At 33.2% G+C, this 24859-nt stretch carries 18 protein-coding genes, 1 pseudogene and 1 other annotated feature; of the genes and pseudogenes, 3 read left to right on the top strand and 16 right to left on the bottom strand.

The annotated features are described in order from the left end of the window. Positions 1-4: 4 nt before the first annotated feature. The 9 genes from SPJ17_RS05205 to SPJ17_RS05165 form a co-directional block, all read right to left on the bottom strand. The gene (locus SPJ17_RS05205) at positions 5-772 is read right to left on the bottom strand and encodes an alpha/beta hydrolase-fold protein (RefSeq protein WP_321093291.1); all 768 of its coding nucleotides are present in this window, start codon (positions 770-772) and stop codon (positions 5-7) included. Position 773: 1 nt separating this feature from the next. Further along, a complete protein-coding gene (gene tsaD, locus SPJ17_RS05200; RefSeq protein ID WP_321093290.1) occupies positions 774-1793 on the bottom strand; it encodes a tRNA (adenosine(37)-N6)-threonylcarbamoyltransferase complex transferase subunit TsaD in 1020 nt (339 codons plus the stop codon). Positions 1794-1796: 3 nt separating this feature from the next. Beyond that, on the bottom strand, positions 1797-2276 hold the full coding sequence (gene ybaK / locus SPJ17_RS05195) for a Cys-tRNA(Pro) deacylase (RefSeq protein ID WP_321093289.1): 480 nt from the start codon (positions 2274-2276) through the stop codon (positions 1797-1799). Further along, entirely contained in the window at positions 2276-3412 is a 1137-nt protein-coding gene (gene rimI / locus SPJ17_RS05190; RefSeq protein WP_321093287.1) for a ribosomal protein S18-alanine N-acetyltransferase, read from the bottom strand. Before rimI ends, ybaK begins: the two co-directional genes overlap by 1 nt. Continuing rightward, on the bottom strand, positions 3396-3983 hold the full coding sequence (gene tsaB, locus SPJ17_RS05185) for a tRNA (adenosine(37)-N6)-threonylcarbamoyltransferase complex dimerization subunit type 1 TsaB (RefSeq protein ID WP_321093285.1): 588 nt from the start codon (positions 3981-3983) through the stop codon (positions 3396-3398). Before tsaB ends, rimI begins: the two co-directional genes overlap by 17 nt. Continuing rightward, on the bottom strand, positions 3983-4426 hold the full coding sequence (gene tsaE / locus SPJ17_RS05180) for a tRNA (adenosine(37)-N6)-threonylcarbamoyltransferase complex ATPase subunit type 1 TsaE (RefSeq protein WP_321093284.1): 444 nt from the start codon (positions 4424-4426) through the stop codon (positions 3983-3985). Before tsaE ends, tsaB begins: the two co-directional genes overlap by 1 nt. A 100-nt stretch (positions 4427-4526) precedes the next feature. Next, positions 4527-5468: a GTP-binding protein gene (locus SPJ17_RS05175; protein WP_321093283.1), complete on the bottom strand. Its 942-nt coding sequence runs from the start codon at positions 5466-5468 to the stop codon at positions 4527-4529. Positions 5469-5484: 16 nt separating this feature from the next. After that, positions 5485-6531 carry a GTP-binding protein gene (locus SPJ17_RS05170; RefSeq protein ID WP_321093281.1) on the bottom strand — a complete coding sequence of 349 codons (1047 nt, stop codon included), beginning with the start codon at positions 6529-6531 and terminating at the stop codon, positions 5485-5487. Between the two features lie 90 nt (positions 6532-6621). After that, the gene (locus SPJ17_RS05165) at positions 6622-7665 is read right to left on the bottom strand and encodes a hypothetical protein (protein WP_321093280.1); all 1044 of its coding nucleotides are present in this window, start codon (positions 7663-7665) and stop codon (positions 6622-6624) included. 218 nt (positions 7666-7883) lie between these two features. On the opposite strand from SPJ17_RS05165, the gene SPJ17_RS05160 reads away from it, so the two are divergent. After that, positions 7884-8666, top strand: coding sequence for a TrmH family RNA methyltransferase (locus SPJ17_RS05160; RefSeq protein WP_321093279.1), 783 nt, complete (start codon positions 7884-7886; stop codon positions 8664-8666). Between the two features lie 378 nt (positions 8667-9044). Here the strand turns inward: SPJ17_RS05160 and SPJ17_RS05155 are convergent, their stop codons facing one another. The 7 genes and pseudogenes from SPJ17_RS05155 to SPJ17_RS05125 form a co-directional block, all read right to left on the bottom strand. After that, positions 9045-9728 carry a hypothetical protein gene (locus tag SPJ17_RS05155; RefSeq protein ID WP_321093277.1) on the bottom strand — a complete coding sequence of 228 codons (684 nt, stop codon included), beginning with the start codon at positions 9726-9728 and terminating at the stop codon, positions 9045-9047. Positions 9729-9837: 109 nt separating this feature from the next. Continuing rightward, positions 9838-10506: an RHS repeat-associated core domain-containing protein gene (locus SPJ17_RS05150; RefSeq protein ID WP_321093275.1), complete on the bottom strand. Its 669-nt coding sequence runs from the start codon at positions 10504-10506 to the stop codon at positions 9838-9840. Between the two features lie 250 nt (positions 10507-10756). Further along, positions 10757-12715 (bottom strand): annotated as a pseudogene (gene metG / locus SPJ17_RS05145) (methionine--tRNA ligase); the annotation flags it as partial. A 32-nt stretch (positions 12716-12747) separates the two neighbouring features. Then, positions 12748-12974: a binding site (T-box leader), on the bottom strand. Between the two features lie 68 nt (positions 12975-13042). After that, positions 13043-16996, bottom strand: a complete 3954-nt coding sequence (locus tag SPJ17_RS05140) for an HAD-IC family P-type ATPase (RefSeq protein ID WP_321093273.1) — start codon at positions 16994-16996, stop codon at positions 13043-13045. Next, positions 16974-17381: a ribonuclease III domain-containing protein gene (locus SPJ17_RS05135; protein WP_321093272.1), complete on the bottom strand. Its 408-nt coding sequence runs from the start codon at positions 17379-17381 to the stop codon at positions 16974-16976. The genes SPJ17_RS05140 and SPJ17_RS05135 overlap by 23 nt, the downstream gene beginning before the upstream one ends. Before the next feature lies 1 nt (position 17382). Beyond that, entirely contained in the window at positions 17383-18711 is a 1329-nt protein-coding gene (gene cysS / locus SPJ17_RS05130; protein ID WP_321093271.1) for a cysteine--tRNA ligase, read from the bottom strand. A 46-nt stretch (positions 18712-18757) separates the two neighbouring features. Continuing rightward, positions 18758-20392: a hypothetical protein gene (locus SPJ17_RS05125; RefSeq protein WP_321093269.1), complete on the bottom strand. Its 1635-nt coding sequence runs from the start codon at positions 20390-20392 to the stop codon at positions 18758-18760. A 206-nt stretch (positions 20393-20598) separates the two neighbouring features. Between SPJ17_RS05125 and SPJ17_RS05120 the strand changes: the two genes are divergently transcribed. Both SPJ17_RS05120 and SPJ17_RS05115 read left to right on the top strand, forming a co-directional pair. Then, positions 20599-23523, top strand: a complete 2925-nt coding sequence (locus SPJ17_RS05120) for an acyl-CoA dehydratase activase-related protein (protein WP_321093268.1) — start codon at positions 20599-20601, stop codon at positions 23521-23523. Further along, entirely contained in the window at positions 23523-24806 is a 1284-nt protein-coding gene (locus SPJ17_RS05115) for a 2-hydroxyacyl-CoA dehydratase (protein ID WP_321093267.1), read from the top strand. Before SPJ17_RS05120 ends, SPJ17_RS05115 begins: the two co-directional genes overlap by 1 nt. Positions 24807-24859: the final 53 nt, after the last annotated feature.

Below are 24859 nucleotides of genomic sequence, written 5' to 3'. Positions count from 1 at the left end.
TCCTTTATACTCCTCTAGGAGAATCCTCTTTATAAGGATCCGTTCTTTTTAATCCCTTAATAAATCTTTCAAGCTCTAAATCCCAAAATCTCCATTCATGGGCATAGCCTGGAACAACATTATATAAATGGGATATACCCATTTCATTTAAATCCTTATGGATATCATCATTATCCTTTAATAAACCATCCTTATCTCCACAGGACATATAAATGAATGGAATATCTGTTTTTCTTCCAATAATCTTTTTAAAATCAAGGCCTAATCCCTTCATTTCTGTATAAGGTGCACTAAATGCACCAATAGCTGAATAGCTTTTAGAATTCGTTAATCCATGGAATAGAGCTCCAAAGCCACCCATAGATAATCCTGCGATGAAATTATCCTCTCTCCTTGGGGAAATAGGGAATGTGCCATATAAGAAATCCTTAAGCTCATATTCAATGAAATCAAAGAAATTATCCTTAGTTACTGGGTGATCCCAATTCATATAGAATTTGTTTTCTCCATTCACCATACAAATGGCGATATTGTTTTCTTCTGCATAGAATTCCGCTCTAGCATATCTTCCCCAATTCTTTTCATCATTTAAATAGCCATGTAAAAGAATTAGTAATGGGTATTTCTTGTTTCTTTTATTCTGATAATAGGTATTTGTTTTTGCATCATAATTTGATTCTAATGTTGGAGAGGTTTTCGTTGGCAATATCAAGGTAAAATCAACCGCTCTTCCTAAAGAATTACTAATCATATTGATATCAATATGTGCCATGTTATTCCTCCTTTAATGGGTATTTATCCTCAAGCTCTAAGGATGCATCTGGATTTAGAGTTAAATCCGCAAGGCCTGGGTATTCTTTGTATTGATAATATCCTGCACAAGCAATCATTGCTGCATTATCTGTGCAATATTTAATGGAAGGAATACATACATTAAAATCCTTTGCCTCATCCATAAATCTTTCCTTTAAGCCCCGATTTGCCGATACGCCACCAGCGACAATAATATTTTTAACATTTCTTTCCTCTGCAAGCCTCAAGGTCTTTCTGACTAAAACCTCAGTTACAGAATCTTGAAATGATTTACATAAATCATTTACATTTATTTCTTCCTTACGCTGATGCGCATTATGTGCCAAATTGATAACTGCACTCTTTAAGCCCGAGAAAGAAAAATTATAAGATCCATCCTCTAAATATACTCTTGGTAAATGATATGTATCCATACCTAGATGTGCAAGACGGTCTACGTGAGGTCCTCCTGGGTATGGCAATCCTACAACTCTTGCAACCTTATCGTATGCCTCACCTACAGCATCATCTAGGGTTTGGCCAATAATTTCAAAGGAGAAATGCTTTTTCATATAGATTAATTCTGTATTACCTCCAGAAACTAAAAGCGCAATACAAGGGAATTTCATATCATGCTCAATCGCATTTGCATAAATGTGACCAGCTAAATGATGTACTCCTATTAAAGGCTTATGATACATCATAGAAAATGTCTTAGCTGCATTCACACCAACAAGTAAAGAACCAATTAATCCTGGTCCTTCCGTTACAGCAACCAAATCAATCTCTTCAGGGCTTACTCCTGCAGCCTTTAATGCTTCCTCAAAAACTAAGGAAACCTGATATACATGGTGGCGAGATGCAACCTCAGGTACAACCCCACCAAATTTCTCATGAATTTTAATTTGAGTATTTGTAAAGCAGGATAATACCTCCTTGCCATCTCTTAAAACGGCAACCGATGTTTCATCACAGCTTGATTCTACTCCAAGTACAAGCATAATTTATGCCTCCTTCTTTAAATTTGCATAATCCAATCGAATGACCTTTTTTAAATCCTCTGGATTCATTTCGATTTGAAGACCAATTTTTCCTGCAGAAAAGAAAATCGTATCCTGTCCTATTGCATCACTATCGATAAGAGTAGGGAATACCTTTTTCATACCAATAGGTGAACATCCTCCTCGAACATAACCGGTTAGAGGCAATAATTCCTTGACCTCAATCATTTCTAGAGATTTTACACCTGAAGCCTTCGCACATTTTTTTAAATCAAGCTCAGCATATACAGGTACTACCATTACATGATAATGGTTCGTATTGTCTTTTGTAACTAAGGTTTTAAATACCTTAGATGGATCTAGATTTAAGGATTTTGCGACAGTAAACCCATCAACAGGAACACCCTCTACATGAGGATATTCTCTTACATTATATTTTATTTTCTTTTGATCTAATATACGCATAGCGTTGGTTTTTTCCATTATTTAAAGACCTCCCTCACCTGATAGCTTCTACCTACCATCGTAAAGCCCATTCTTTCATACATAACCTTTGGGGTATCCTCATAATCTGCAGTAAGATAAATATCCTTAATGCCTAGTGTCTTAAGCTCATTTAATACATGATTGAATAAGCATGAGCCATAGCCCTTTTTCTGATATTCCTCTAATATACTAAAATTTTCAAGCTTTGCAGCATCCTTATATTGAAATACCTCAATAAAGCCTACAGGCTTATTCATATCATAAACAAAATAATAATCGGTCTTTTTTTCCTTAAGGCAAACATCAAGAATTCTTTTCGTATTCTCCTTTGCATATTCCTCTCCATATTTTAATGTATCCTTATAGAAATATTCATAGGCCCAAGAAGAATCACATTCCTTAAGCTTTTCTACCCTATAGGTATTATTTCTTAATACATGAAGCCCAAAAATAGAGGAATGATATTCAATTTCATATTCATAATCACTAAATTTTAATTTACCTGTATAGGGATGTTCTAAATCAAATTGTACAAAGGATTCTCTGTCGTAAAGATTTTCCATGACATGATCATCATTTTTACATACGTAATAATTATGATAATATTTCGTTTTTAATTCATCATCATGATAATAAATATAATCCTCATGTACCTCCTTTTTACAGAAAGCTAATATATATGCTTCCTCTACTTCCTTATAGGAAATCATTTCCTTTAAATAAACAAGCGCATTTTCATTATTTGAATAATAATTCTTTCTTAAAGATATTCTTTTAAAGCCAAATTTTTCATATAAGGAAATAGCACCCCTATTCGATTCTCTTACCTCTAGAATAAAGGATTTTGCCCCCTTAGAATGTAAGATATTCATTGCATAGGCTAAAATCTTTGTTCCGATACCCTTATGCTGATATCTCTTGTTTACACAAAAATTTAAGATTTCTCCTTGCTCTTGATCAAAGGATATAGATATATAGCCTATAATTTCATTCTTATCCTCATAAACATAAAAATGACTCATAGAATTCGATAAATTATCCTCAAGCATTGCACTCCCTAAGGTAGTACCTAAGGTATCTTTTTCTAAGGCTACAATGGATGGGATATCCTTTTTATTATATAGCCTTATCATTTAAATTTCTCTCCGCTTCTGTTTCTCTTAAATAATTAGGAACAAGTAAATCTGGATTATCTACGAATACCTTATGAGAAATTACATAAAAAGGATCTACCTTAAAATTGGCATCCGATACCTCATATTCATAATTTGTATTCTTTAAATCCGATAATAAGGTATGTGCCTCATCAACAATATAGGAATCCTTATTTGTATCTAAAATACAGCCAAAGACGTTACCTCTTCTTGCATCAATTGTAGATAAAACTATACCCTTAGTACCAGATGCCATAAGCTTTAGGGAGGATATTACATAAAGTGGCTTATGCATAAATACAGCCATCATCTTACCTACAGTAACTGCCATTCTTACACCAGTATAGGACCCAGGCCCATACCCTACAATAATCTCATCTAAATCCTTAGACTCTATATGATTATTCTCTAAAGCTTGATTTACTAAATATACAATATTCTTTGCATGATCCTTATTTCCGGGCATATATTTTTCAAATAAAATAGCATTATCCTCGACCAAGGAAATATATAAAATTTGAGTAGATGAATCTAAAATTAATGAATACATTATAAGGCCTCCTCAATTCTTTGATATCTTCCGATACCACTAATTGTTATTTTTCTTTCTTCTTCACTTAATCTTTCTAAATCAATTCTTAAATATTCCTTAGGAAGAATTTCAGAAACCTGGAATGGCCATTCAATGACACATACACCATCCCCTTCCATATATTCCTCTAAATCGAAATCATTATTGACTCCGTCCAGTCTATATAAATCTAAGTGATAAAATGGCCCTTTATCTCCTTTATATCCCTTTACAATTGTAAATGTTGGAGAATTAATAACCTTTTTAACCCCTAAGGCCATACCAATTCCCTTTGTAATTGTTGTTTTTCCTGCAGATAAATCTCCAATAAGTAAGCATACATCTCCAGGATTTAAAAGATTACCAATCTTCTTTCCAACCTCAATTGTTTCTAGTTGATTGTTCGTTTTAAAGATTTTCATAGTATCACTCATTTCATTTTATTTAATGCAGTACAATTATACTCTTTAGGAGTATAAAATAAAAGACTCCGGGAAACATTTTCTTTTCCCGGAAATCCTTCTAATTCATATTTAATACCTTTTCCTCTTCCTTAGGAAGCTTTGTAATAGCTTTAGCGTGAAGCATTACAACCTCTTCACCTGCAAGCTTACTAAATTCATGCTTAACGACGCACTCAAGATAAATGACATCTCCCGTTTGAACCTTCACATTAGATTCGTTTATAACCTCATAGCCTAAGAATTGAATATCATTTGCGCAGCAAGTCATTACCTGACGTCCTACAACAAAGGTATCCTTAGATACATCTCTTACAAAGGTTTTAAATTTAAATGTTTTATTTAAATACTTTTCCCAATTGTCAAATACCTCAACATACCAAGTTGGATAAATATCCTCCTCAAAGGCAATTTCATCCTTAGATAAATCATAAGGTAAGTCCTCATCTAGAGTAGCACTTAATCTTCCATCTGGTTGTTCAAAGGCAATTTGAGCTTGTTGGGTCATTGCACGAATAAGTCTTCTAAATTGACCTAAATTCTTACTTTGATCTTGGATTCTATTGAAGATTACTAAGGAAGAATCTCGAACCATAGTTTGGAAAATTTGCTTCATATTATTAAACATAACCTGGAATTTAGAAGCATCAATTAAGGTGATTTGCTGGTAAATTACCATTCTTTCGGGGAATTCCTGAGAATTCCAATCAAAGAATGCATTATATTCAATTACAAAGCGGTCTGGTGTATATTTTTTATCTAATGCATCAAAGAATTCTACAGTAAAATCCTCTAAGGATTCAACATATTCTACATGGATTTGATATTTTTCGCACCATTCCTCTTCATATTCTACCTCACCCTCTTCACAACAAATAATGACAGTAGAATTATTATGATAGTTATCGTTATTCTCAACGATTTCTTTGATTAAAGATGTTTTACCACTTTCAAGAAACCCATTTAAAAGAAATACCGGTACCTCTTTTTTATTACGAGCCATAAAAATACCTCAAATATTAGAATAAATTATGAATAAGCTCTGTATCTATCTTAGAGCCAATGACAATAATCTTACCCATCGGAATAGCCTTAGATTTCTCAATGATTACCTCTTCTGGGGTAAGGTTAAATACATACCAAGCACCATCTTGGCCCTCGATAATTCCCTTAGAACGAACAATAATGCCATATTCGCCATTAGCCATCTTATCTAAGGTTTCCTTTAAGCTATTTATATCATACTTCTTTACAGTCTCAATACCAACGCTTTGGAATACCTCATCTGCATGATGGTGATGGTGGTGGTCATGATCGTGGCAGCAGCACTCCTCATCATGGTCGTGATGGTGGTGATGCTCGTGTTCTTCTTCATCATGGTCATGGTGATGATGATGGCAACAGCAATTAGGGTCATCACATTCTTCTCCATCCTCATGTAAATGATCGAAATCGATTCCTTCAAATAAATCCTCATGAACACCTTCATAAGCCTTAATTAAATCCTCATCAGATAAACTGTTGATTGGGGTTGTAACAACAACAGCCTTATCGTTGTGCTTACGTACAATTTGAACTGCAGTTTCAATAACCTCTTCCTTAGCGATATCTGTACGAGATAAAATTACTGTATGTGCAGATTCAATTTGGTCAACAAAGAATTCACCAAAGTTTCTTTCATACATCTTAGCCTTTTTAGCGTCAACTAAGCAAACCAAAGAATTTACATTCTCCTGTAATCCTGTTTCAGCAACAGCCTTAATAATGTCGGATAATTTACCAACACCAGATGGTTCAATCAAAATACGATCTGGATTATATGTATCAACAATAGTCTTTAAACTTTTAGAGAAATCTCCAACTAAAGAACAACAAATACAGCCTTGAGATAATTCACGAATCTCAATCTTAGTATCCTTTAGGATATCTGTATCTACAGATACCTCGCCATATTCATTTTCGATTAAAACGACCTTTTCATCCTTAAGCTTAGTCTTTAATAATCTTTCAATAAAAGTTGTTTTACCAGCGCCTAAAAAGCCTGATACAATGTCAATCTTTAACATTTTCATTACCTCTTTTCTACATTTTGATATTATACTCTTTTTTTATTGTTAAAACAATAAATAAGGGAATCCTTTGGATCCCCTTCCATTTTAAGCAGCTTTCGATTGTCTTTTCTTTCTTTCTTCATAAAGCTGACGAATTCTCTTAATATTACGAATACATTCAGCAGCCTTAGCACCTTCACCGATTGCCTTATAATATTGTAATGCAGCAGCATAGTTCTTTCTCTTTAATAATCTATCTGCAGCAGTCTTAAGCTTCTGTCTAGCTCTTTCCTTAGAAGCCTCAGATGTATAGGATTCACTTAATACCTTACAGTATAAGTCATAGCCTTCCTTTGTTCTTCTTAGCTTAGAATCAAATGCCCAAGAGGATTCATATAGATAACCTAGGTTATATAATGCATCTGGGTTTTTGAAATTAATTGCCATCTTTAAGTACTTTTCTGCGAATTCAAGATTCTTAGTCTGTGTATATAAGTAACCTAAATTATTACAAATGATACCCTGAGAGTCTTCATCTGTAGCACCTGCTACATTATTACCTTCTAGCGGTAAACAAATAGAATAATAATTGATTGCCTTATCGGAATCCAAAATAGATGCATAAGCATCTGCAATTCTTTCCTTAACCTCAAGGTCATGAATCCTAAATACCTTTAGCAATAAGCATAATGACCATACATAGTGCTCCTGAGAGAATAATACGAAGGATTGCTGACGAATTCTCTTACGATTAAATCTATTGACATGAACCTTATTATATCCACCAACAATGATTGCACAAATATCGTTAGCTAAAGCTTCAATCTGGTATCCTTCTACAATTTGGATTTCATTTAATCTATACTTATTCTGGTAAACAGATTTTGTTGCATAAACACAAATAATTTGACATCTGTTACCAGCAGTATTGAATTCGCGCGTGTAATAATCATAATCAAAATCATCAGAGATATGAAGAATGATTAAACCGCAGGAATCCTTAATATCCTTCATTAAGAATGGGTCTCTTTCTTCAGTTTTTTCAAATGCATGTACTTCAACATGCTTTTCCTCTAGGATTTCGGATAAATAATTTGCGTTTTCTTCATCCTGAGGTAAATAAACCAATGTTACATAATTCTTTCTCATTTTGTAACCCTCCAAGTACTATGTAATAGCAACACTACTTATTTTCTAGTATTATAACACACTTTTCTACTTTTTTACAATAAGCACATAGTTTTTTTTACTAGATTAGCACGAAAACAATTTTTTATTCGTCGTTTAACATAATTCCGCGTAAAAGTATTATAATACTTTATTTAAAAAAAATGATGCACATGCTATAATACCCTTGGTGATTCATTATGGAAAAAATAGGAAAAAATCATGAGAAATTTAAATTGATGAAGGATTATATTAAAAAATGCCCTTTAGGTATTACAATATCGGATGATCTGCAGGTATTATCTATTGCAGTAGAATATAATCTAGAAATTGATTTATTGTTATATGATTATGAAACAGAATATAAGGAAGATACAAAAGATTTATTAAATAAGCTAATAAATAAAGCGAATCAAGTCTATGAAATCTCTCATGCATCTTATTTGAGTCTAGCATTAAAGGAAAATCATGCAGGAATTATTGCTTTAATAAAGCTTAAGGAATATCAAAAAGAAAATTTTAAGGATTTTGATTTTATCATGGTATTAGATAGGCTTGAAATTCCAGGAAATATTGGAACCATTTATAGGACATTAGATTCAGCCAAATGTGATGGAGTTCTCCTAGTTGATCCTATATCCAAAATAAACAATGAAAAAATAACATCCTCTTCTAGAGGATGCAATTTAATCATTCCAACATTATCTATGTCTTACAATGAAGCACAAGAATTTATTAAGGAATATAAATTCAATGCCTATTTAGGCGAACCTAAGCTTGGCTTAAATTATCAAGAATATGATTATGATGAAAAGGTAGCCATCGTTGTTGGTAATGAAAGATTTGGAATTAACCCAGATTGGTATAATCATAAAAATAAAAAGGTTTATATACCGATGGATGGATGCCAAAATTCATTGAATGTGGGTGTTGCCGCAAGTATACTTGCGTATGAGGTTTATATGAAAAAGAGAAGGCGTTAGCTTCTCTTTTATTTTAAAAAAGGGAATCCAAAAGGATTCTGATTATTTAAAAATAGTTGAGTAATATACTAGCTTTAAAATTAAAAGATGTATAATTATTTATAATTCCTAATTTGCACAGGGTTGGTACTAAATGGCTTAGAAGGAAAAGAAAAAAATTATAAAGTAAATGAGTAATGGTTTCTAGGAAAAAAAGATGTTATGCAACTACCTCCTCGTAAGGTACAACATAACATCTTTTTCAATTTCTTTAAATTATAAGGTGGCCACCTACCAAACTACCTCAGTTTAGAAAGAGCCGCTAAAGGACTATCATAGCAAGCTTATATAGATAATTCAAATACTTAGGAAATGCTATTTCTAGCATTCCTTAAGATTTTATTTTATATCAATTTTATAATCATTCAAAATGATTAATCTTTGCAAATCACAATCATATGCGATAAATATACATTCATATTGTCCACTTAATGGGGGAATGTTATATTCATTACTTGTAATATTAAAGAATACGAAGTATTCAAAAATTTCAGATTCATATTGAATATTCAATGGTAACAAACTTTTAATTTCAGGTTGTAATTCTTTTTGCCACAATTGATTGTTTTCAACTTCTTGCTCGAACATATCTTTACTTTCACTATTAAGAATTTTTAAGTAACTTATATCGTATAAATCTAATTTATTTGTTGCCACTTTAATATCGCGAGGAATTTCGAAATTGATTTTTTCTTCAATAATTGACACCTCATTAACATCATATGAAACGACACTATTAAAAATAAATCTATATGAACCAAAAATTATTAGTAATGGTAAACAAATAAATGAAACAATAAAATTCTTTTTGTATTTTTGCGTGCTATTTTTAAGTTTGAATCCAATTAAAATTGATAAAATTCCTATTGGAATAAATAACAGCATCACCCAAGAATATCTTATTATCCCCGCAACGCCAAATATATTTGCCTCACCAATCATACTTGCGATCGAAAAAGAAACTATTGGAGAAATCAAAGTTGTCCAGAATAATATATTACCTAAAATTCTTTTTTTGTTCATATGCTTTTCCCTTTCTAATAAACTGGTTGTAACTCAGAAACGGGACTAGAATCACCTGTTGTTACAAACTTATAAATCCAGCAAATTGCTGCAACTAGACAGCCAGTATTTACGCTACAGTAAAGCCATCTGTTCTAGTCATACCATTTCCTAAATCGATATTCCTGCAAAGGCATATAACATTCCAGATTGTCCTTGTGTATATGTAACATAAGAAGAAAATCCAATTCTTCCCCAAAAAACTAGTAGCGACATCCGACGAAGTACCCCAGCCCGCAGATGTTCTTAATTCATATCCAAACAAATTAAGTCCACTGAATTTTGATGATAATGTTTTTGAAATTGGTTTGACTGCATTACCCCTTATTCTGTTTCCAGCTGACCCACCTAAAGAAATCGATGAAATAGTAATTGAACCGCCAGAAGAAACGGGTCTTTGTTTGTAATTCACTGAATCATTTCTCCAGTACGCATATAAATTTAATCCAATAATACTCGATGAATCTAGGTATTCTATAGAGCCTGGTGTAATAAATCTCAATAATACAGGATTATAAAATCTACTCTTTAGATAATATAATTCTATATCCGTATCATAATAATATCCTTTGTATCTAAAATTAGATATTACAGATCCTGTTTGATTTATAATGTTACCAAAGGCGTCATAATCAAATTTAGATACTATTACACCACTATTATTTAAGATACCTATGATATTACCTAATACATCTCTTATATAGAAGAATATAGTATTATTCTCTTTATATCCATACAACTGATTATTCTCATCATAAAAACAATCTATTATGTATAAGCCTTACTATAGTTTTTAATGAACCTATGTTATGGGTAATTGCCTCTTGGTAATTCTTTAATCCTTGATTTATAGTTACAGACATAATATTCACTTCTTTCTATAGTATTATTTATTTAATGATACCATCGAAATTGAAATAAATAAATATTATTACTTAAATAATAGTTAGAAAAAGGAAATCTTCGCAACGAGATTTCCTTTTTCTTGCTTATCTTACAATATCTCCTGGCTTACAGGATGCAATATTTACTAATTCTAGGTATGTATCTAAAGAATCCGATCCACATAGCAGCATACCATGAGATTCTTCTCCTCTAAGCTTAATTGCCTTAAGGTTCTTTACTACAATTACCTTTTTGCCAACTAATTCCTCAGGCTTATAGAATTTAGCAATACCAGATACAATTTGTCTAACCTCAGTGCCGATATTAACCTTAAATACTAATAGCTTATCCGCCTTTGGATGCTTCTTAGCCTCTAGGATTTCACCAACAACTAAATCAAGCTTTTCAAAATCATCAATGGTGATTTCTTCCTTTTCTTTCTTGATCTCTTCTAAAGCTTTTGCTTCTCTTTCCTTTTTCTTTGCCTCATCACGAGCTAATACCTTATCCATTACCTCTTTGACATCTAATCTTTGGAATAGGATATCACATTTAGAAACATTGTAGGAATCTACTAAGCCAAAGGTCAAATCGGATAAATTCGTTTTGTTTGTCCCTAAGGCATTATATACCTTAGCTGCAGTTTCAGGGATTGCAGGCTCTAAAATGATAGTGCCTAAACGGATGGCTTCAAGTAGATTATATAATACATTCTTTAATACATTCTTCTTCGTCTCATCCTTAGCCAATACCCAAGGCTGTGTCTCATCAATATATTTATTGGCACTTCTTAATGCCTTCATTGCCTCTTCTAGTGCATCAGCTACCTTAAATTGATCCATTAATTCATGGTATTTAGAGTATGCTTCCTTGAAGGAATCCTCTAGTAGAGAATCAAATTCTGTAGCATCTCCCTTTACAATTGCCTCATCACCAAAATATTTTTTAACCATCGCAATAGTTCTAGAAACTAAATTACCATAGGTATTTGCTAAATCGGAATTGCTTCTTTCACAAACGAGTTCAAAGGTTAAATTACCATCCTGTGCAAATGGAATTTCATGTAATACATAATATCTTACTGCATCTACACCAAAGGTATCTACAAGCTCATCCGCATAGATTACATTACCTGTATGCTTGCTCATCTTTTGATGATTCATCAATACCCATGGATGACCAAATACCTGTTTAGGTAGTGGTACATCTAATGCCATTAGCATAATTGGCCAATAAATCGTATGGAATCTTAGAATATCCTTGCCAATTAAATGAATATCTGCAGGCCAGTATTTCTTATATAATTCTTGATGATTACCTAAAACATCATAGCCTAAGCCTGTAATATAGTTGATTAATGCATCAATCCATACATAAATAACATGCTTAGGGTCAGAGATTACAGGGATACCCCACTTATAGGATGTTCTTGAAACACATAAATCAGGAATAGGGTTGCTTAAGAAATTCTTAATCATCTCATTCTTTCTTGCCTCTGGCTCAATAAATTTTGGATTTTCATTGATATAATTTAATAATCTTTCTCTATATGGCTCAAGCTTTAGGAAATAGCATTCCTCTTGATTCTTAGCTACCTTTGCACCACAATCTGGGCAGCATCCATCCTTTAGGTCCTTTTCTGTGAAATAGGATTCACAGTTTACGCAATAATATCCTTCATAGGTACCCTTATAAATATCACCTTGCTTTAATAGCTTATCAAAGGCTAAAGCAACCTGCTTTTCATGGTATTCATCTGTTGTACGAATGAAATGATCATATTTTACATTCATTAAATCATAGGTGTCTTTCAATTCCTTAGAAACCTTATCGACATGGCTCTTTGGCGAAACTCCTAGGCTTAATGCCTTTTGTTCAATCTTTTGACCATGCTCGTCCGTTCCTGTTTGAAACCAAGTATCATAGCCATCCTTCTTTTTATATCTTACGATGGCATCTGCTAAAATAGCTTCATATACATTACCAATATGTGGCTTTGAGGATGTATATGCAATTGCTGTTGTTAAATAAAATTTTTTGTTTTCACTCATGTTTTTTTTCCTCCTAAATTTAAAAAAAACCGTCCTTAAAAAATCTTAAGGACGGAATTATATCCGTGGTACCAACCTTGCTTCGCTGAAATTTCAGCCTATTTTCAAAAGCTATCACTTTCTATCGCTGTAACAGGCGAATCCTGTTGCTAGCTAATGATTCACTAGCACAACTCCAAGACCATGTTCATAAATTTCATCTTATATCTTTCCACCAACAGATACTCTCTTTAAAGAATTCATTTACTACTCTTCTTTTCTTAGTTTTTCTATATACGCTACTATTATAACCGAATTGTATGAAAAATCAAGAAAAAAGGATGGCAAAAGCCATCCCCTCTATTGTAATTTTGTTAAGAACTTCTTTAATGCTTTACCCTGCTTTAAAATCCAAGGTATTGTATTTTGAAGTAATCGCATCAATGGACCAGCAACTGCACATAGCATAATTAAGAACACTAAATGAGAAACAGGAAGTCTTGTAATTGTTCCTCCAGCAGTTTTAATATCGTTTGAGCTTACCTTGTAATCCGTAACAACGCCACCTAATACTAAATAGTTTTCTTCATTGATATGTGGGTCTAAATTAGAGGATGCATTATACCCATATTCTGTATAATATCCATCAATAATGTAATTACCCTCTTGAGCAACAGAAATATCTGGGCCATATACTGCATTGGATAAATCAGCACCACTACAAGTATAAAACATATTTAATGTTTCATCTATTTTACGATTTAATATATATTTTGTTGAAGATTCACCAACCATTAAGGTTAAATTTGAAATACGAATGTTTGAGAATGTGGAATCCTCATTCTTCGTTAAATAATTTGAGAATCCTAAATTGCCTATGTCAGCGAATGTAAAATCACTAATGAATTCACCATTCTTATAAAATTCCTTAGGCTTTGTTGATGTTTGTGGAGATAATGTATAAGCATTATTATCCGCATCATAAATTGTATAAAGAGTACCTGTGGCTTCTGGAACTACATAGGATGTATCACCAAAGATTGTCCAAATGGATTGACCTGTAGCTACAGAATCTAAATACATTTTTTTCCTCTTGCCATCCGTTGTAATGGTTGGCATAGATGCACGATATACTATTTCATCCCCAGAATCTGTTGTACCAACTAATTCTGTTCCATTTACAGAAACAACCAAGGTATCAGGGTCAACCGTAACTTTTATGCCATCCCTTTTTGAGAAAGAGGATGGAACATGATATTTCAAATCTTTATTTGTTATACCGTTGATGATATATTCATCTGATGAAACAGTTATCGTCGGTAAAATATTATATGTAACGACAGCTTCAGCTTCATTATAATTACCATATTTTACTTCAAAATTATATTTTTCATTTGACTTTGGTAATGTTATTTTTACATACTTGCCATTCGCTTTTAAATTACCTAGATTATCAACGGTTAGATTTAATTCATCAGAATATTCAATATTACCATATACTGAATATCCACCTACGTAAATATCGCCCTTATTTGAATAGCTTACATCTGGCATATATACCCTAGTATCTAAGATTATGCCCGTACCTGCAGCAAGTCCTATATCTGAAATTTTATAATAATATAATCCATCAACTTCAGCTGCAGAAACGGTCCAACCCTTACCACTAGAGGTTAAATTTACAACCTTTCCATCAACGACATAAGAGTCCTTACTAGACATGGAAATGGATGGGTATTTTGATAGATATTTTATATCTTGCTTGTTTGATTCATATTCTGCAAAGCTAACAATTGGTCTTAATTCTAAGAGTCTTGGAACAAATAATATTATGATAATAAACATAGAGTAACAGAAGCCACAAAGTAATTTATGAATCGTATTAAATGGTCTACAAACCTTGAATAATACCATCATACAGGTATGTGTTGCAGCAATTACAATAATTGTTCTTAAGGAAATAGAATTCAAATTTAATTCGTTTGCTAATAAGAATACAATAGCAGAAATAATTAAGATTACTAATGCACCAGGAAGTGATTCTCTAATGACATTTGCAAGGAATCTACCCTTAACTGGTCTATTATTAGGCTCATTAACTAAGATTAAGGATGGAATACCAATAGCGAAGGCTTCAATAATAATTAATTGTGATGTAGAAATTGGATAATCTCCAGTAATCAAAGCTTCAATAGCTAAGAATAAAGAGAATATCGTTTTAGTTAGGAATAATGCAGCAACCTTTGCAACATTATTAATAACTCTTCTACCCTCAGCAACAACGCTAGGCATAGAATCAAAATTCGAATCCAGTAAAACTAAGTGAGAGCAGCTTCTTACTGCTTGAGAGCCTGATGCAACGGCAATGGAGCAGTCTGCTTCCTTTAGGGCTAAAATATCGTTAACACCATCACCCGTCATGGCAACGGTCTTACCCAAGTCCTTTAAAGTTTTAATGATTAATTTCTTTTGTTCTGGAGATACTCTACCAAATACGGTAGTACCCTTTCTTACCTCATTGATGACATCAGAATCGCTCTTTCCATCTAAGGAAACAAATCTTTCAGCACCATCAACACCTGCTCTTGCGGCAATCTTAGATACGGTAATTGGGTTATCACCAGAAATAACTCTTACCTCAACTCCAGAATCCTTAAAATACTTAATAGTATTAATTGCATCTGGACGAATATTATCCTCAATTAAAATCATAGATAGGATTTCAATTGGACCCTCAGGCATCTCTGTACCTGTAATTGTGCCTTCCTTATGTGCTAAACATAATACACGGTATCCTAAGGCTGCATATTTATTAACATCCTTTTCTACTCTTTTATAATCTTCCTTTAAAACAAATTCAGGTGCACCAAGTGCGAATGTACCATATTTATCGAAGGTAACTGCCTGGAATTTTCTTGAGGAAGAAAATGGAATTGTTGCTGTATGTCTAATTCTCTTTCCAAGACCAAATTTTTCCTTTAGGGCTTGGCTTGTCATATTTCTATCCTGTAATGCGTTAAGCATTGCAGAAACAATATTTCTGGTTGCAAGACCATGAACATTATTATAATCAATAACATTCTTTACAACCATTGTACCATCGGTAATCGTACCTGTTTTATCCAAGCAAATACAGTTTACACGTGCAAGCATTTCTACACAATAAACGTCTTGTACTAATACATTTCTTTGGCCTAATTTTATTACACCAATATATAGGGCAATCGTTGACATTAGGAATAATCCGGATGGAATCATACCAATCATAGCACCCGCTGTTTTTCTTACAATTTCTTGCATCTCTGTGCTATAAATTGCTGGGTGAAGGCTTGAATACATTCTCCAGAATAGTAAAGCACCACAAATGACTACAGGGAAAGCCATGAATTTAATAATCTTATTTAAAGAACCATATAAATCGGATTTTGGAGCCTTATATTGCTTCGCTTGGCTTGCAAGCTTTTCAATATAATTATCCTTACCAATCTTATCTACTCTTGCACTACATTTACCAGATACTACATAAGAACCTGAAAATAATTGATCTCCAGGCTTCTTTAAAATGGCATCCGATTCACCCGTAAGTAAGGATTCATTAACCTCAATTGCACCTTCAAGTACAATAGAGTCTGCACAAATTTGTCTACCATTTTCTAGTAATAAACAATCATCTAATACAACATCCTCAATAGGAATTTCATGTACTACACCACTTCTTTTAACGAAGGCTGTAGGTGCATTCATTAAGGATAGCTTATCAATCATATTCTTAGCATTAATTTCTTGGATAATACCAATGATGATGTTACATGAAACCATAAGCAAGAATACAAAGTCTGTAATAGGGGCATTTTGCCAAATTAAGATTCCAGCAATAACAAAGATTAAAATATTAAAGAAGGTGAATAGATTATGCATAATGATTCTAAATACGCTACGATTCGACTTTGTTTTTGTTCTATTCGTAAGCTCATCAATCATACGCTGTTCTGCTATTTCATCTGTTAAACCAATCTCTGGGTCAATTTTATATCTTACCAAAGTAGAAGTATTCTTTCTTAATTGTCTTCTTCTTTTTGCGATTTGCTTTTCTCTTAGCTTTTCAGCTTTTTTTCTTTCCTTTTCTTCTTTAGTAGCAACCTTTCTTGCTTTCTTTGGAGCTGGCATTTGTATTTCTTCTGCAACCGCTACAACATCTGTATCATCGCTTGCTACACCACCATCCATATCGGCACGAAGATCCTCATCGGAATGCTTTGCTAAATATTCCTTAAGCTCTTCTTCACTTAATTCATCTAAATTTGGATTTTTCAAATGAAGCGCCTCCCTTCTTTACTGCTAAATCTACAATTTCTTTGATTCTTTCGTTGTTTTCTTGCAAATATAAATATCCAATTAATGCCTCAAAGCCTGTAGCATCTAAATAATCCTGAATATTCATATTTTTTCTTGAGGTATGCACATGGGAATTTCTTCCCCTTTTAAATATATTTATTTCCTCTTCGGTTAGAAATTCTATTTCTAAGAGGTAATGCATTAAGCATGCTTGGGCATTACCACTTGTAAATTTAATTACTCTTTTGTGAAGGTCATTTACCTTACTATAGCCTAAGGAAATTACATATTCGCGAATATATATTTCATAAACTGCATCTCCCATATAGGCTAGGGAAAGCCCATTTAGCTGCTTATAGTCCATCTTAAACTAACTTCCATTCAACAAGCTTTGCTCTTGCAGTATCTGCCTTTTCAAAGTCTTTATTTAATCTAGCTTCCTGCCATTCCTTATAAACAGCAAGCTGTTCTTCTGTCATTTTATCTACAAATAGATTAATATGTAATACATCTAAGATAACTTCAAGTGTATGAAGCTTTAAAGCTAATGTGTCATAATCCTTTGCTCTTAAGGATGTATTCATAACCTTAACGATATTGTTGATTAGTGTTAATACATTTTGAACATTGAAATCATCATCCATGTATTTCTTAAATTCATCAATGAGAGAAGGATCAACCTCATCCTTTAATAAACCCTTATATTGTAATTCAAACAAGCACTGCTTATAGGCTCTAACCCATTTATCATATTCCTTAGCATATTGATTGAATAAATCCATAGAATATGGAATCATTTGTCTATATGGTGAGAATAAAATTAAGCATCTTAACACCATTCCATCATGGGTATTATCTATGTCTTTAACATAAATAACATTGCCTAAGGATTTAGACATCTTAACACCATTTAAATCTAATCTTCCTACATGAATCCAATATTTTGCTAAATGCGTGCCATAGGCAGCCTCTGCCTGGGCAATTTCATTTTCGTGGTGTGGGAATTTTAAATCCATTCCTCCACCATGAATATCGATAACATCACCAAATAGCTTGTGGTTCATGACAACACATTCTGTATGCCAACCAGGTCTACCACTACCAAATGGAGAATCCCACTTAATACCAACCTCAGTCTTTTTCCACAATGCGAAATCTAGTGGGTTTTCCTTTTTATCATCCACAGAAATTCTAGCACCACTATTTAATTCCTCGATTTGCTGATTCGATAAGCATCCATAATCTTTAATCTTAGATACTCTAAAGAATACATCTCCAGAAGAAACATAGGCATAGCCCTTTTGAATTAAATCCTCAATTAGCTCAATCATTTCATTGATGTAATCGGTCGCATGAGGGATTAAATCAGGCTTGCTAGAGCCCACTCTTTCTACAGAATCCCAGTAGGCATCCTCAAACATTTTAGCCACAACCTTTTCTGTAGTATTCTCAGAAATAGCCTTATTAATGATTTTATCATCTACATCGGTAATGTTTGATGCATAGGTTACATCATATCCACTAAAAGCTAAATATCTTCTTAGCATATCATAAAATATTACAGGTCTTGCGTTACCGATATGAATATACCCATATACGGTAGGACCACAAACATACATATTTACCTTATTTCCATTTATTGGTTTAAACTCTTCCACTTTATTCGTAAGAGAATTATAAAGAACTAACGCCATAATCTTAACTCCTTAATATAGCGGAAAAAGAGGTTACCCTCTATTCCTATGCTAAATATTGATTAACTAATTTTGCAATCTTCTCACTAAATACTGTTGTATCAAAGGTATCATCGTTTGCACATAATACATTCGATAGCTTCGTTGCACTATATACATTTGCACAAACATTAGATGCAACATAGAAAATCTTTTCATTGCCCTCATCATCTGTCTCTTTTTCAAGTGCATATACATTTATACCATTTGTCTTCTTAACATAACAAGAATCCTTGATAATGTTGATATGCTTATTTACACAGCCAACGAATCCTGCAACATAAGCAATCTTTGTAGAAAGCTTAGAAGAAGTAGCATCTGTATCTGTAGTTTGGCTATTTCCTGCCTTAACAGACACATCAGCAATTGCAGCACATTTTAAAACATTCATAGAGCCATTTAAATTTGCACCTACAAATCCACCAACAGTCAATGCGAACTTATTTAAGTTTGTAGTTGTTGTATCTCTATATAGTGTAATATCTGCAACTACATAAGAATCCGATACTAATCCTGAAGAACCTAAATCTCCAGCATAACCACCAACATATGCATATCCTTCGCTAGATGTATAGAATAATGTACCAGTGATTGTACCTTCTGCACTAGTGTCCTTTGCGGTATAGGTTAAATCCTCAACAGCCTTACCCTCTCCAGAAATAGAACCAGCAAATAAACCAGCACATACATTTAATCTTACATATGGGAAATCCAAGGAAACATTTGTTGCATGAACATTTGTAAAGCATGAATCTATTGCCTTACCTACAACTCCACCAACATTTAAGACTGCACTTGAATTACCCTTTACAGAAATATTTACATTATCAATGGTAATATTAGCAAATTCAGTGTTTGTTGCAGTACCAACTAAAATACCAATATTTGCACTACTACGGCCTGTAGAATAATCACCATTGATGATTTCAATTCCGTTACCCTCTGGATCTCTCATGTTTTCAAGGTATTTTTCATCGCTACCAACAACAACTAAATTCTTAATAGTTGCACCATTGGTATAGCTAAATAAGCCAAAGTTAGATGTGGAAAACTTAAAATTAGAAATTGTATAACCCTGACCATCAAATGTACCAGTGAAGGCCTTAGACTCTGATGTGAACATACCAGAAATCTCATCGCCTTCAAAATCGATATTATTCATCAATGTATAATCTCCATCAGGATCATCTACCATTCCCAAGAAATCATCCTTTGTCTTGATTTCCTTTGCGTTATCGTTAGATGTAGCAAAAACCCATGTATCTAGTAATTCTTCTGCTTCATTGAATGTAACATAGAAGCGGAAGGAATATTTTGTATCCTTTGTTAAGGATGTGAAGGTTACTGTAGATGATGTATAAATATTATTTGTGAAGGAACATGTCTTGTCCTGAGATAAATAATCACCTACATGATCTTCTGCTTCCTCACTATAGCCATAAAGCTTAATATGAGGAACTGCCTTTTTAGACTCTAAATTGCCATTATTATCAGCAAAAGTTAAATTAAAAGTAATTGATGTAGCCGTCGCGGTTACACTCTTATCTACCTCAACCCCTGCAGATGCATTACCGCAGGATGCAAGTACAAACGCTAGGATAAATGCGAAAGCTATTGTTATGAATCCAGTTAATTTTTTCATTATTTATTACCTCAACTATCAAATTTCAAGTATAGATACTTGTATATACTATCATATTATACCCTAAAAGGGTACAATATACAACGAAAAATCAACAGGAAATTGATGTACAAAATAGAGGTATTGTACTATATTTTGGTTTCAAATTGACTTTTACATGTCTGAATAATATAATTATATTATTATGTTTTAAGGGGGTAAAATCCATGTTAAGGCTAGGCTTAGATGTAGGTTCTACTACAATTAAATGTGTTGTTTTAGATGAAAAGGACAATATCCTTTATAAAGATTACAAAAGACATTATTCCCATATTAAGGATAATATCATTGAAAAGCTTACAGAATTAAAACAAAATAAAATCATTGGCGATGAGGTAATGCTTGCTATATCCGGTTCTGCAGGAATGGGTATGGCAGAGGGTGCAAATATCCCCTTTGTCCAAGAGGTTTACGCAACTAGAATTGCAGCAAATAAGCTTATTCCTGGTACCGATTGTATCATCGAGCTTGGTGGGGAGGATGCAAAAATTCTTTTCCTAACGGATGGTATGGAGGTTAGAATGAATGGCTCCTGTGCTGGTGGTACTGGTGCATTCATTGACCAAATGGCTACACTATTAAATGTCGATATCACAGAAATTAATGGGCTTGCTATGAATCATCAAAAGCTATATTCTATCGCATCAAGATGTGGTGTTTTTGCAAAATCGGATATTCAGCCCCTATTAAATCAGGGTGCATCAAAATCGGATATTGCAGCCTCCATTTTCTATGCTGTAGTGAACCAAACCATTGGTGGGTTGGCACAGGGTAGAGAAATTGAGGGGAAGGTTGCCTATTTAGGCGGACCATTAACCTTTTTATCTGAGCTTAAGGAAGCTTTTGATAAAACGTTGAATACCAAAGGTATTTGTCCTGAAAATTCCTTATATTATGTATCTATGGGTGCAGCATTTTGTGCTAAAGAACCTATCCATATAAATGATGCGTTAAAGAGATTAGTTGAATTCTCAAATAAAGCAACCTATGCTTATAATTCTCCTCTTTTTGAAAATGAAGAGGAATATAATAAATTCTTAGAAAGACATAATAAAGCAAGAGTGGAGACTCTTCCTTTAGATAATTATACTGGAAACCTATATTTAGGTATCGATTCTGGTTCTACCACTTTAAAATTTGTATTGGTCGATGAGGATGGAAATATAAGATTTGAATCCTATCAACCAAATAAGGGGAATCCTGTATCCGTAATCAAAGATATATTTACAAATCTATATGAAAAATATCCAAATATACATATTAAAGCAAGTGCTTCTACCGGATATGGAGAGGATTTAGCTAAGAATGCATTTAAGCTTGATGGTGGTCTAGTAGAAACTATGGCCCACTATATGGCTGCTAAAAAATTCATGCCCAATGTCGATTTTATTATCGATATTGGAGGACAGGATATTAAATGCTTTAAAATTGAGCATAATACGATTTCAAATATATTCTTAAATGAGGCTTGCTCCTCAGGATGTGGATCCTTCCTTCAAACATTCGCAAATGCATTAGGCTATAATATTGCAGATTTTGCAAAATTAGGCCTTATGGCAAAAAAGCCTGTAGACTTAGGGTCTAGATGTACTGTTTTTATGAATTCCTCTGTCAAGCAAGCACAAAAGGATGGTGCCTCCATCGATAATATTTCAGCAGGCTTATCTATTTCTGTTGTAAAGAATGCCTTATATAAGGTTATTCGTGCAACCAGTAAGGAATCTTTAGGTGAGCATATTGTTGTACAGGGTGGTACATTCTTAAATAAAGCTGTACTTAGAGCCTTTGAAAGAGAACTAGATTTAGAGGTTGTATGCCCAAATATAGCTGGCTTAATGGGGGCTTATGGTGCAGCATTATATGCGAAAGGATTAAACGTTTTAAATACTTCTACCATTACCAAGGAAGAATTATTTGCCTTTAAGCATGAGGTTAGAAACGTTCAATGCCAAGGCTGTAATAATCACTGTCTTCTTACGATTAATGCTTTTGCAAATAACCCAAATAAATTTATTTCTGGTAATAAATGTGAAAAGCCTTTAGGAATAAAGGCTTCAAGAAAGGGTAAAAATATCTATGAGCTAAATAGAGAAATTCTATCTAGCCTAAAGCCAAAGGAAAACGCAAGACGTGGTACAATTGCAATCCCTTTAGTGTTAAATATGTATGAATTATTACCATTCTTCCATACCTTCTTTACAGAATTAGATTTTAAAGTAATACATTCAGGATTCTCTAGTGAAAAGCTATATTCTAAGGGGCAGCATACCATTCCATCGGATACGGTATGTTATCCTGCAAAGTTGGTTCATGGTCATATTGAAAAGCTTATTGATGAAGGAAATGATACCATCTTCTATCCTTGTCAATCCTATAATATTGATGAAGGCTTAGGTGATAATCATTACAATTGTCCAATTGTTGCCTATTATCCACAAAACATTGAAAATAATGTTGGAAAGATTAAAGATATTCATTTCATCGATGATTTTATTGCATTAGATGATAAGGAAATGTTTAAGGTTAAAATGAAAGAAATTTTAGATAAGCATTTCAAAAAGCTAAAGATTACGAAAAAAGAAATTTCTATCGCAACAGATAAGGCCTATAAGGCTTATAATGATTATTTAACTAAAATAAGATCTACTGCTGTTGAATATATTACAGAAGCAAGATCTATAGGTGCAGAAATCATTGTTTTAGCCGGAAGACCATATCACCAAGACCCACAGGTAAACCATGGAATTGATAAGCTTATTGCTGGAATGGGTGCTTATGTTGTATCTGAGGAATCTATATCTCATTTGACAAAAAAATTTAAGGTTGGTGTATTAAATCAATGGACCTACCATTCAAGATTATATTCTGCTGCAAAATATTGCACTCACGAGGATGATATGAATTTAGTTCAGCTTGTATCCTTCGGATGCGGTGTTGATGCAGTTACTACAGATGAATGTAAGGCAATACTTGAGGCAAAGGGTAAGATTTATACGCAAATCAAGATTGATGAGATCACAAATTTAGGTGCAGTAAAAATTAGACTAAGAAGCTTATTTGAGGCTTTGAAGCAAGAAAGGAAGAAAAGATAATGGAATCTATGGAAGAAAAAGAAATTGAATATCCTAAATTCAAGGAATCTATGGTTAAAACCCATACGATTTTAATTCCGAATATGCTTCCCATCCATATGTCTTTGTTTGAACAGGTACTTCTTCAATCTGGCTACAAGGTTGAAATTATGAGAAATGAAGGACCTGAGGTTGTTAGTGAGGGATTAAAATACGTTCATAATGATACCTGCTACCCTGCCTTACTCGTTATTGGTCAATTTATTGATAATTTAAATCATAGGAATGATTTAGATAAGGTTGTATGCCTAATCACACAAACCGGTGGTGGATGTAGAGCATCCAATTATCTACATTTATTAAGAAAAGCCTTAATTAAGGCAGGCTATGGCTATATTCCTGTAGTTTCTTTAAATATGAGTAATCTAGAAAAGGATTCAGGATTTAAATATACACCAAAGCTAATTTTCAAATTAGCTGCAGCCTTAACCTATGGCGATTTAATTATGTATTTAAATAATAAATGTAGAACCTATGAAATAAAAAAGGGTGAAACAGAAAGGCTAACAAAACACTGGGTTAAGGAATTATCGAATCAATTCGCAAACGGTAAGGGTACAAGCTATAATGCTCAAAAAAAGAATTGTTATGCCATCGCTAAATCCTATGATCAACTTGATTTAGATTTATCTCATAAAAAGCCAAAGGTAGGAATTGTAGGCGAAATCTACATCAAATATGCGGCCTTAGGTAATAATCATTTAGAGGACTTCTTAGTAAGCCAGGATGCAGAGGCAATGGTTCCTGGTTTATATGGATTTATGCTATACTGCTTTTGGAATAATATTTATGATACAGAAATCTATGGCAGATGGAAAAAGAAAGCTTTAATCACAAAATTCCTGCTTTGGTTTATGCAAAGAAGAGAAAAGATTATGATTAAATCCATGGAAAAAACCAAATTCACTCCAATGAAGCTATTTAGAGAAACAAAGGAAATGAGTGAGGGGGTCATTCACCATGGCACTAAGATGGGTGAAGGATGGCTACTCACTGCAGAAATGATGGAGCTTCAAGAAATTGGCTATGAAAATATCATTTGTGCACAGCCCTTTGGCTGTCTTCCGAACCACATTTGTGGTAAGGGTGTAATGAAAAAAATTAAATCCTTACATCCAGATGCAAATATTGTTGCTATTGACTATGACCCTAGTGCTACAAAGGTCAACCAAGAAAATCGTATTAAGCTAATGCTTGAGATTGCAAAAGAAAGAATTAAGGATGATGAAAAGGCGGAGCTTTAAAAGCACCGCCTTTTACTTATTTTTACCGCTATTTTTCCTTCATATAGCTTATT

The sequence above is a fragment of the Anaeroplasma sp. genome, from assembly GCF_034179385.1.
Classification (GTDB): domain Bacteria; phylum Bacillota_I; class Bacilli_A; order Acholeplasmatales; family Anaeroplasmataceae; genus Anaeroplasma.
The sequence above is the reverse complement of the archived record's forward strand: the minus strand, read 5'-3'. Positions and strand labels throughout refer to the sequence as shown.

Bases quoted from the DNA above. Each gene is read 5' to 3' on its own strand.
- SPJ17_RS05205 (WP_321093291.1), bottom strand. From the start codon at position 772: ATGGCACATATTGATATCAATATGATTAGTAATTCTTTAGGAAGAGCG.
- tsaD (WP_321093290.1), bottom strand. From the start codon at position 1,793: ATGCTTGTACTTGGAGTAGAATCAAGCTGTGATGAAACATCGGTTGCC.
- ybaK (WP_321093289.1), bottom strand. From the start codon at position 2,276: ATGGAAAAAACCAACGCTATGCGTATATTAGATCAAAAGAAAATAAAA.
- rimI (WP_321093287.1), bottom strand. From the start codon at position 3,412: ATGATAAGGCTATATAATAAAAAGGATATCCCATCCATTGTAGCCTTA.
- tsaB (WP_321093285.1), bottom strand. From the start codon at position 3,983: ATGTATTCATTAATTTTAGATTCATCTACTCAAATTTTATATATTTCC.
- tsaE (WP_321093284.1), bottom strand. From the start codon at position 4,426: ATGAAAATCTTTAAAACGAACAATCAACTAGAAACAATTGAGGTTGGA.
- SPJ17_RS05175 (WP_321093283.1), bottom strand. From the start codon at position 5,468: ATGGCTCGTAATAAAAAAGAGGTACCGGTATTTCTTTTAAATGGGTTT.
- SPJ17_RS05170 (WP_321093281.1), bottom strand. From the start codon at position 6,531: ATGTTAAAGATTGACATTGTATCAGGCTTTTTAGGCGCTGGTAAAACA.
- SPJ17_RS05165 (WP_321093280.1), bottom strand. From the start codon at position 7,665: ATGAGAAAGAATTATGTAACATTGGTTTATTTACCTCAGGATGAAGAA.
- SPJ17_RS05160 (WP_321093279.1), top strand. From the start codon at position 7,884: ATGGAAAAAATAGGAAAAAATCATGAGAAATTTAAATTGATGAAGGAT.
- SPJ17_RS05155 (WP_321093277.1), bottom strand. From the start codon at position 9,728: ATGAACAAAAAAAGAATTTTAGGTAATATATTATTCTGGACAACTTTG.
- SPJ17_RS05135 (WP_321093272.1), bottom strand. From the start codon at position 17,381: ATGGACTATAAGCAGCTAAATGGGCTTTCCCTAGCCTATATGGGAGAT.
- cysS (WP_321093271.1), bottom strand. From the start codon at position 18,711: ATGGCGTTAGTTCTTTATAATTCTCTTACGAATAAAGTGGAAGAGTTT.
- SPJ17_RS05125 (WP_321093269.1), bottom strand. From the start codon at position 20,392: ATGAAAAAATTAACTGGATTCATAACAATAGCTTTCGCATTTATCCTA.
- SPJ17_RS05120 (WP_321093268.1), top strand. From the start codon at position 20,599: ATGTTAAGGCTAGGCTTAGATGTAGGTTCTACTACAATTAAATGTGTT.
- SPJ17_RS05115 (WP_321093267.1), top strand. From the start codon at position 23,523: ATGGAATCTATGGAAGAAAAAGAAATTGAATATCCTAAATTCAAGGAA.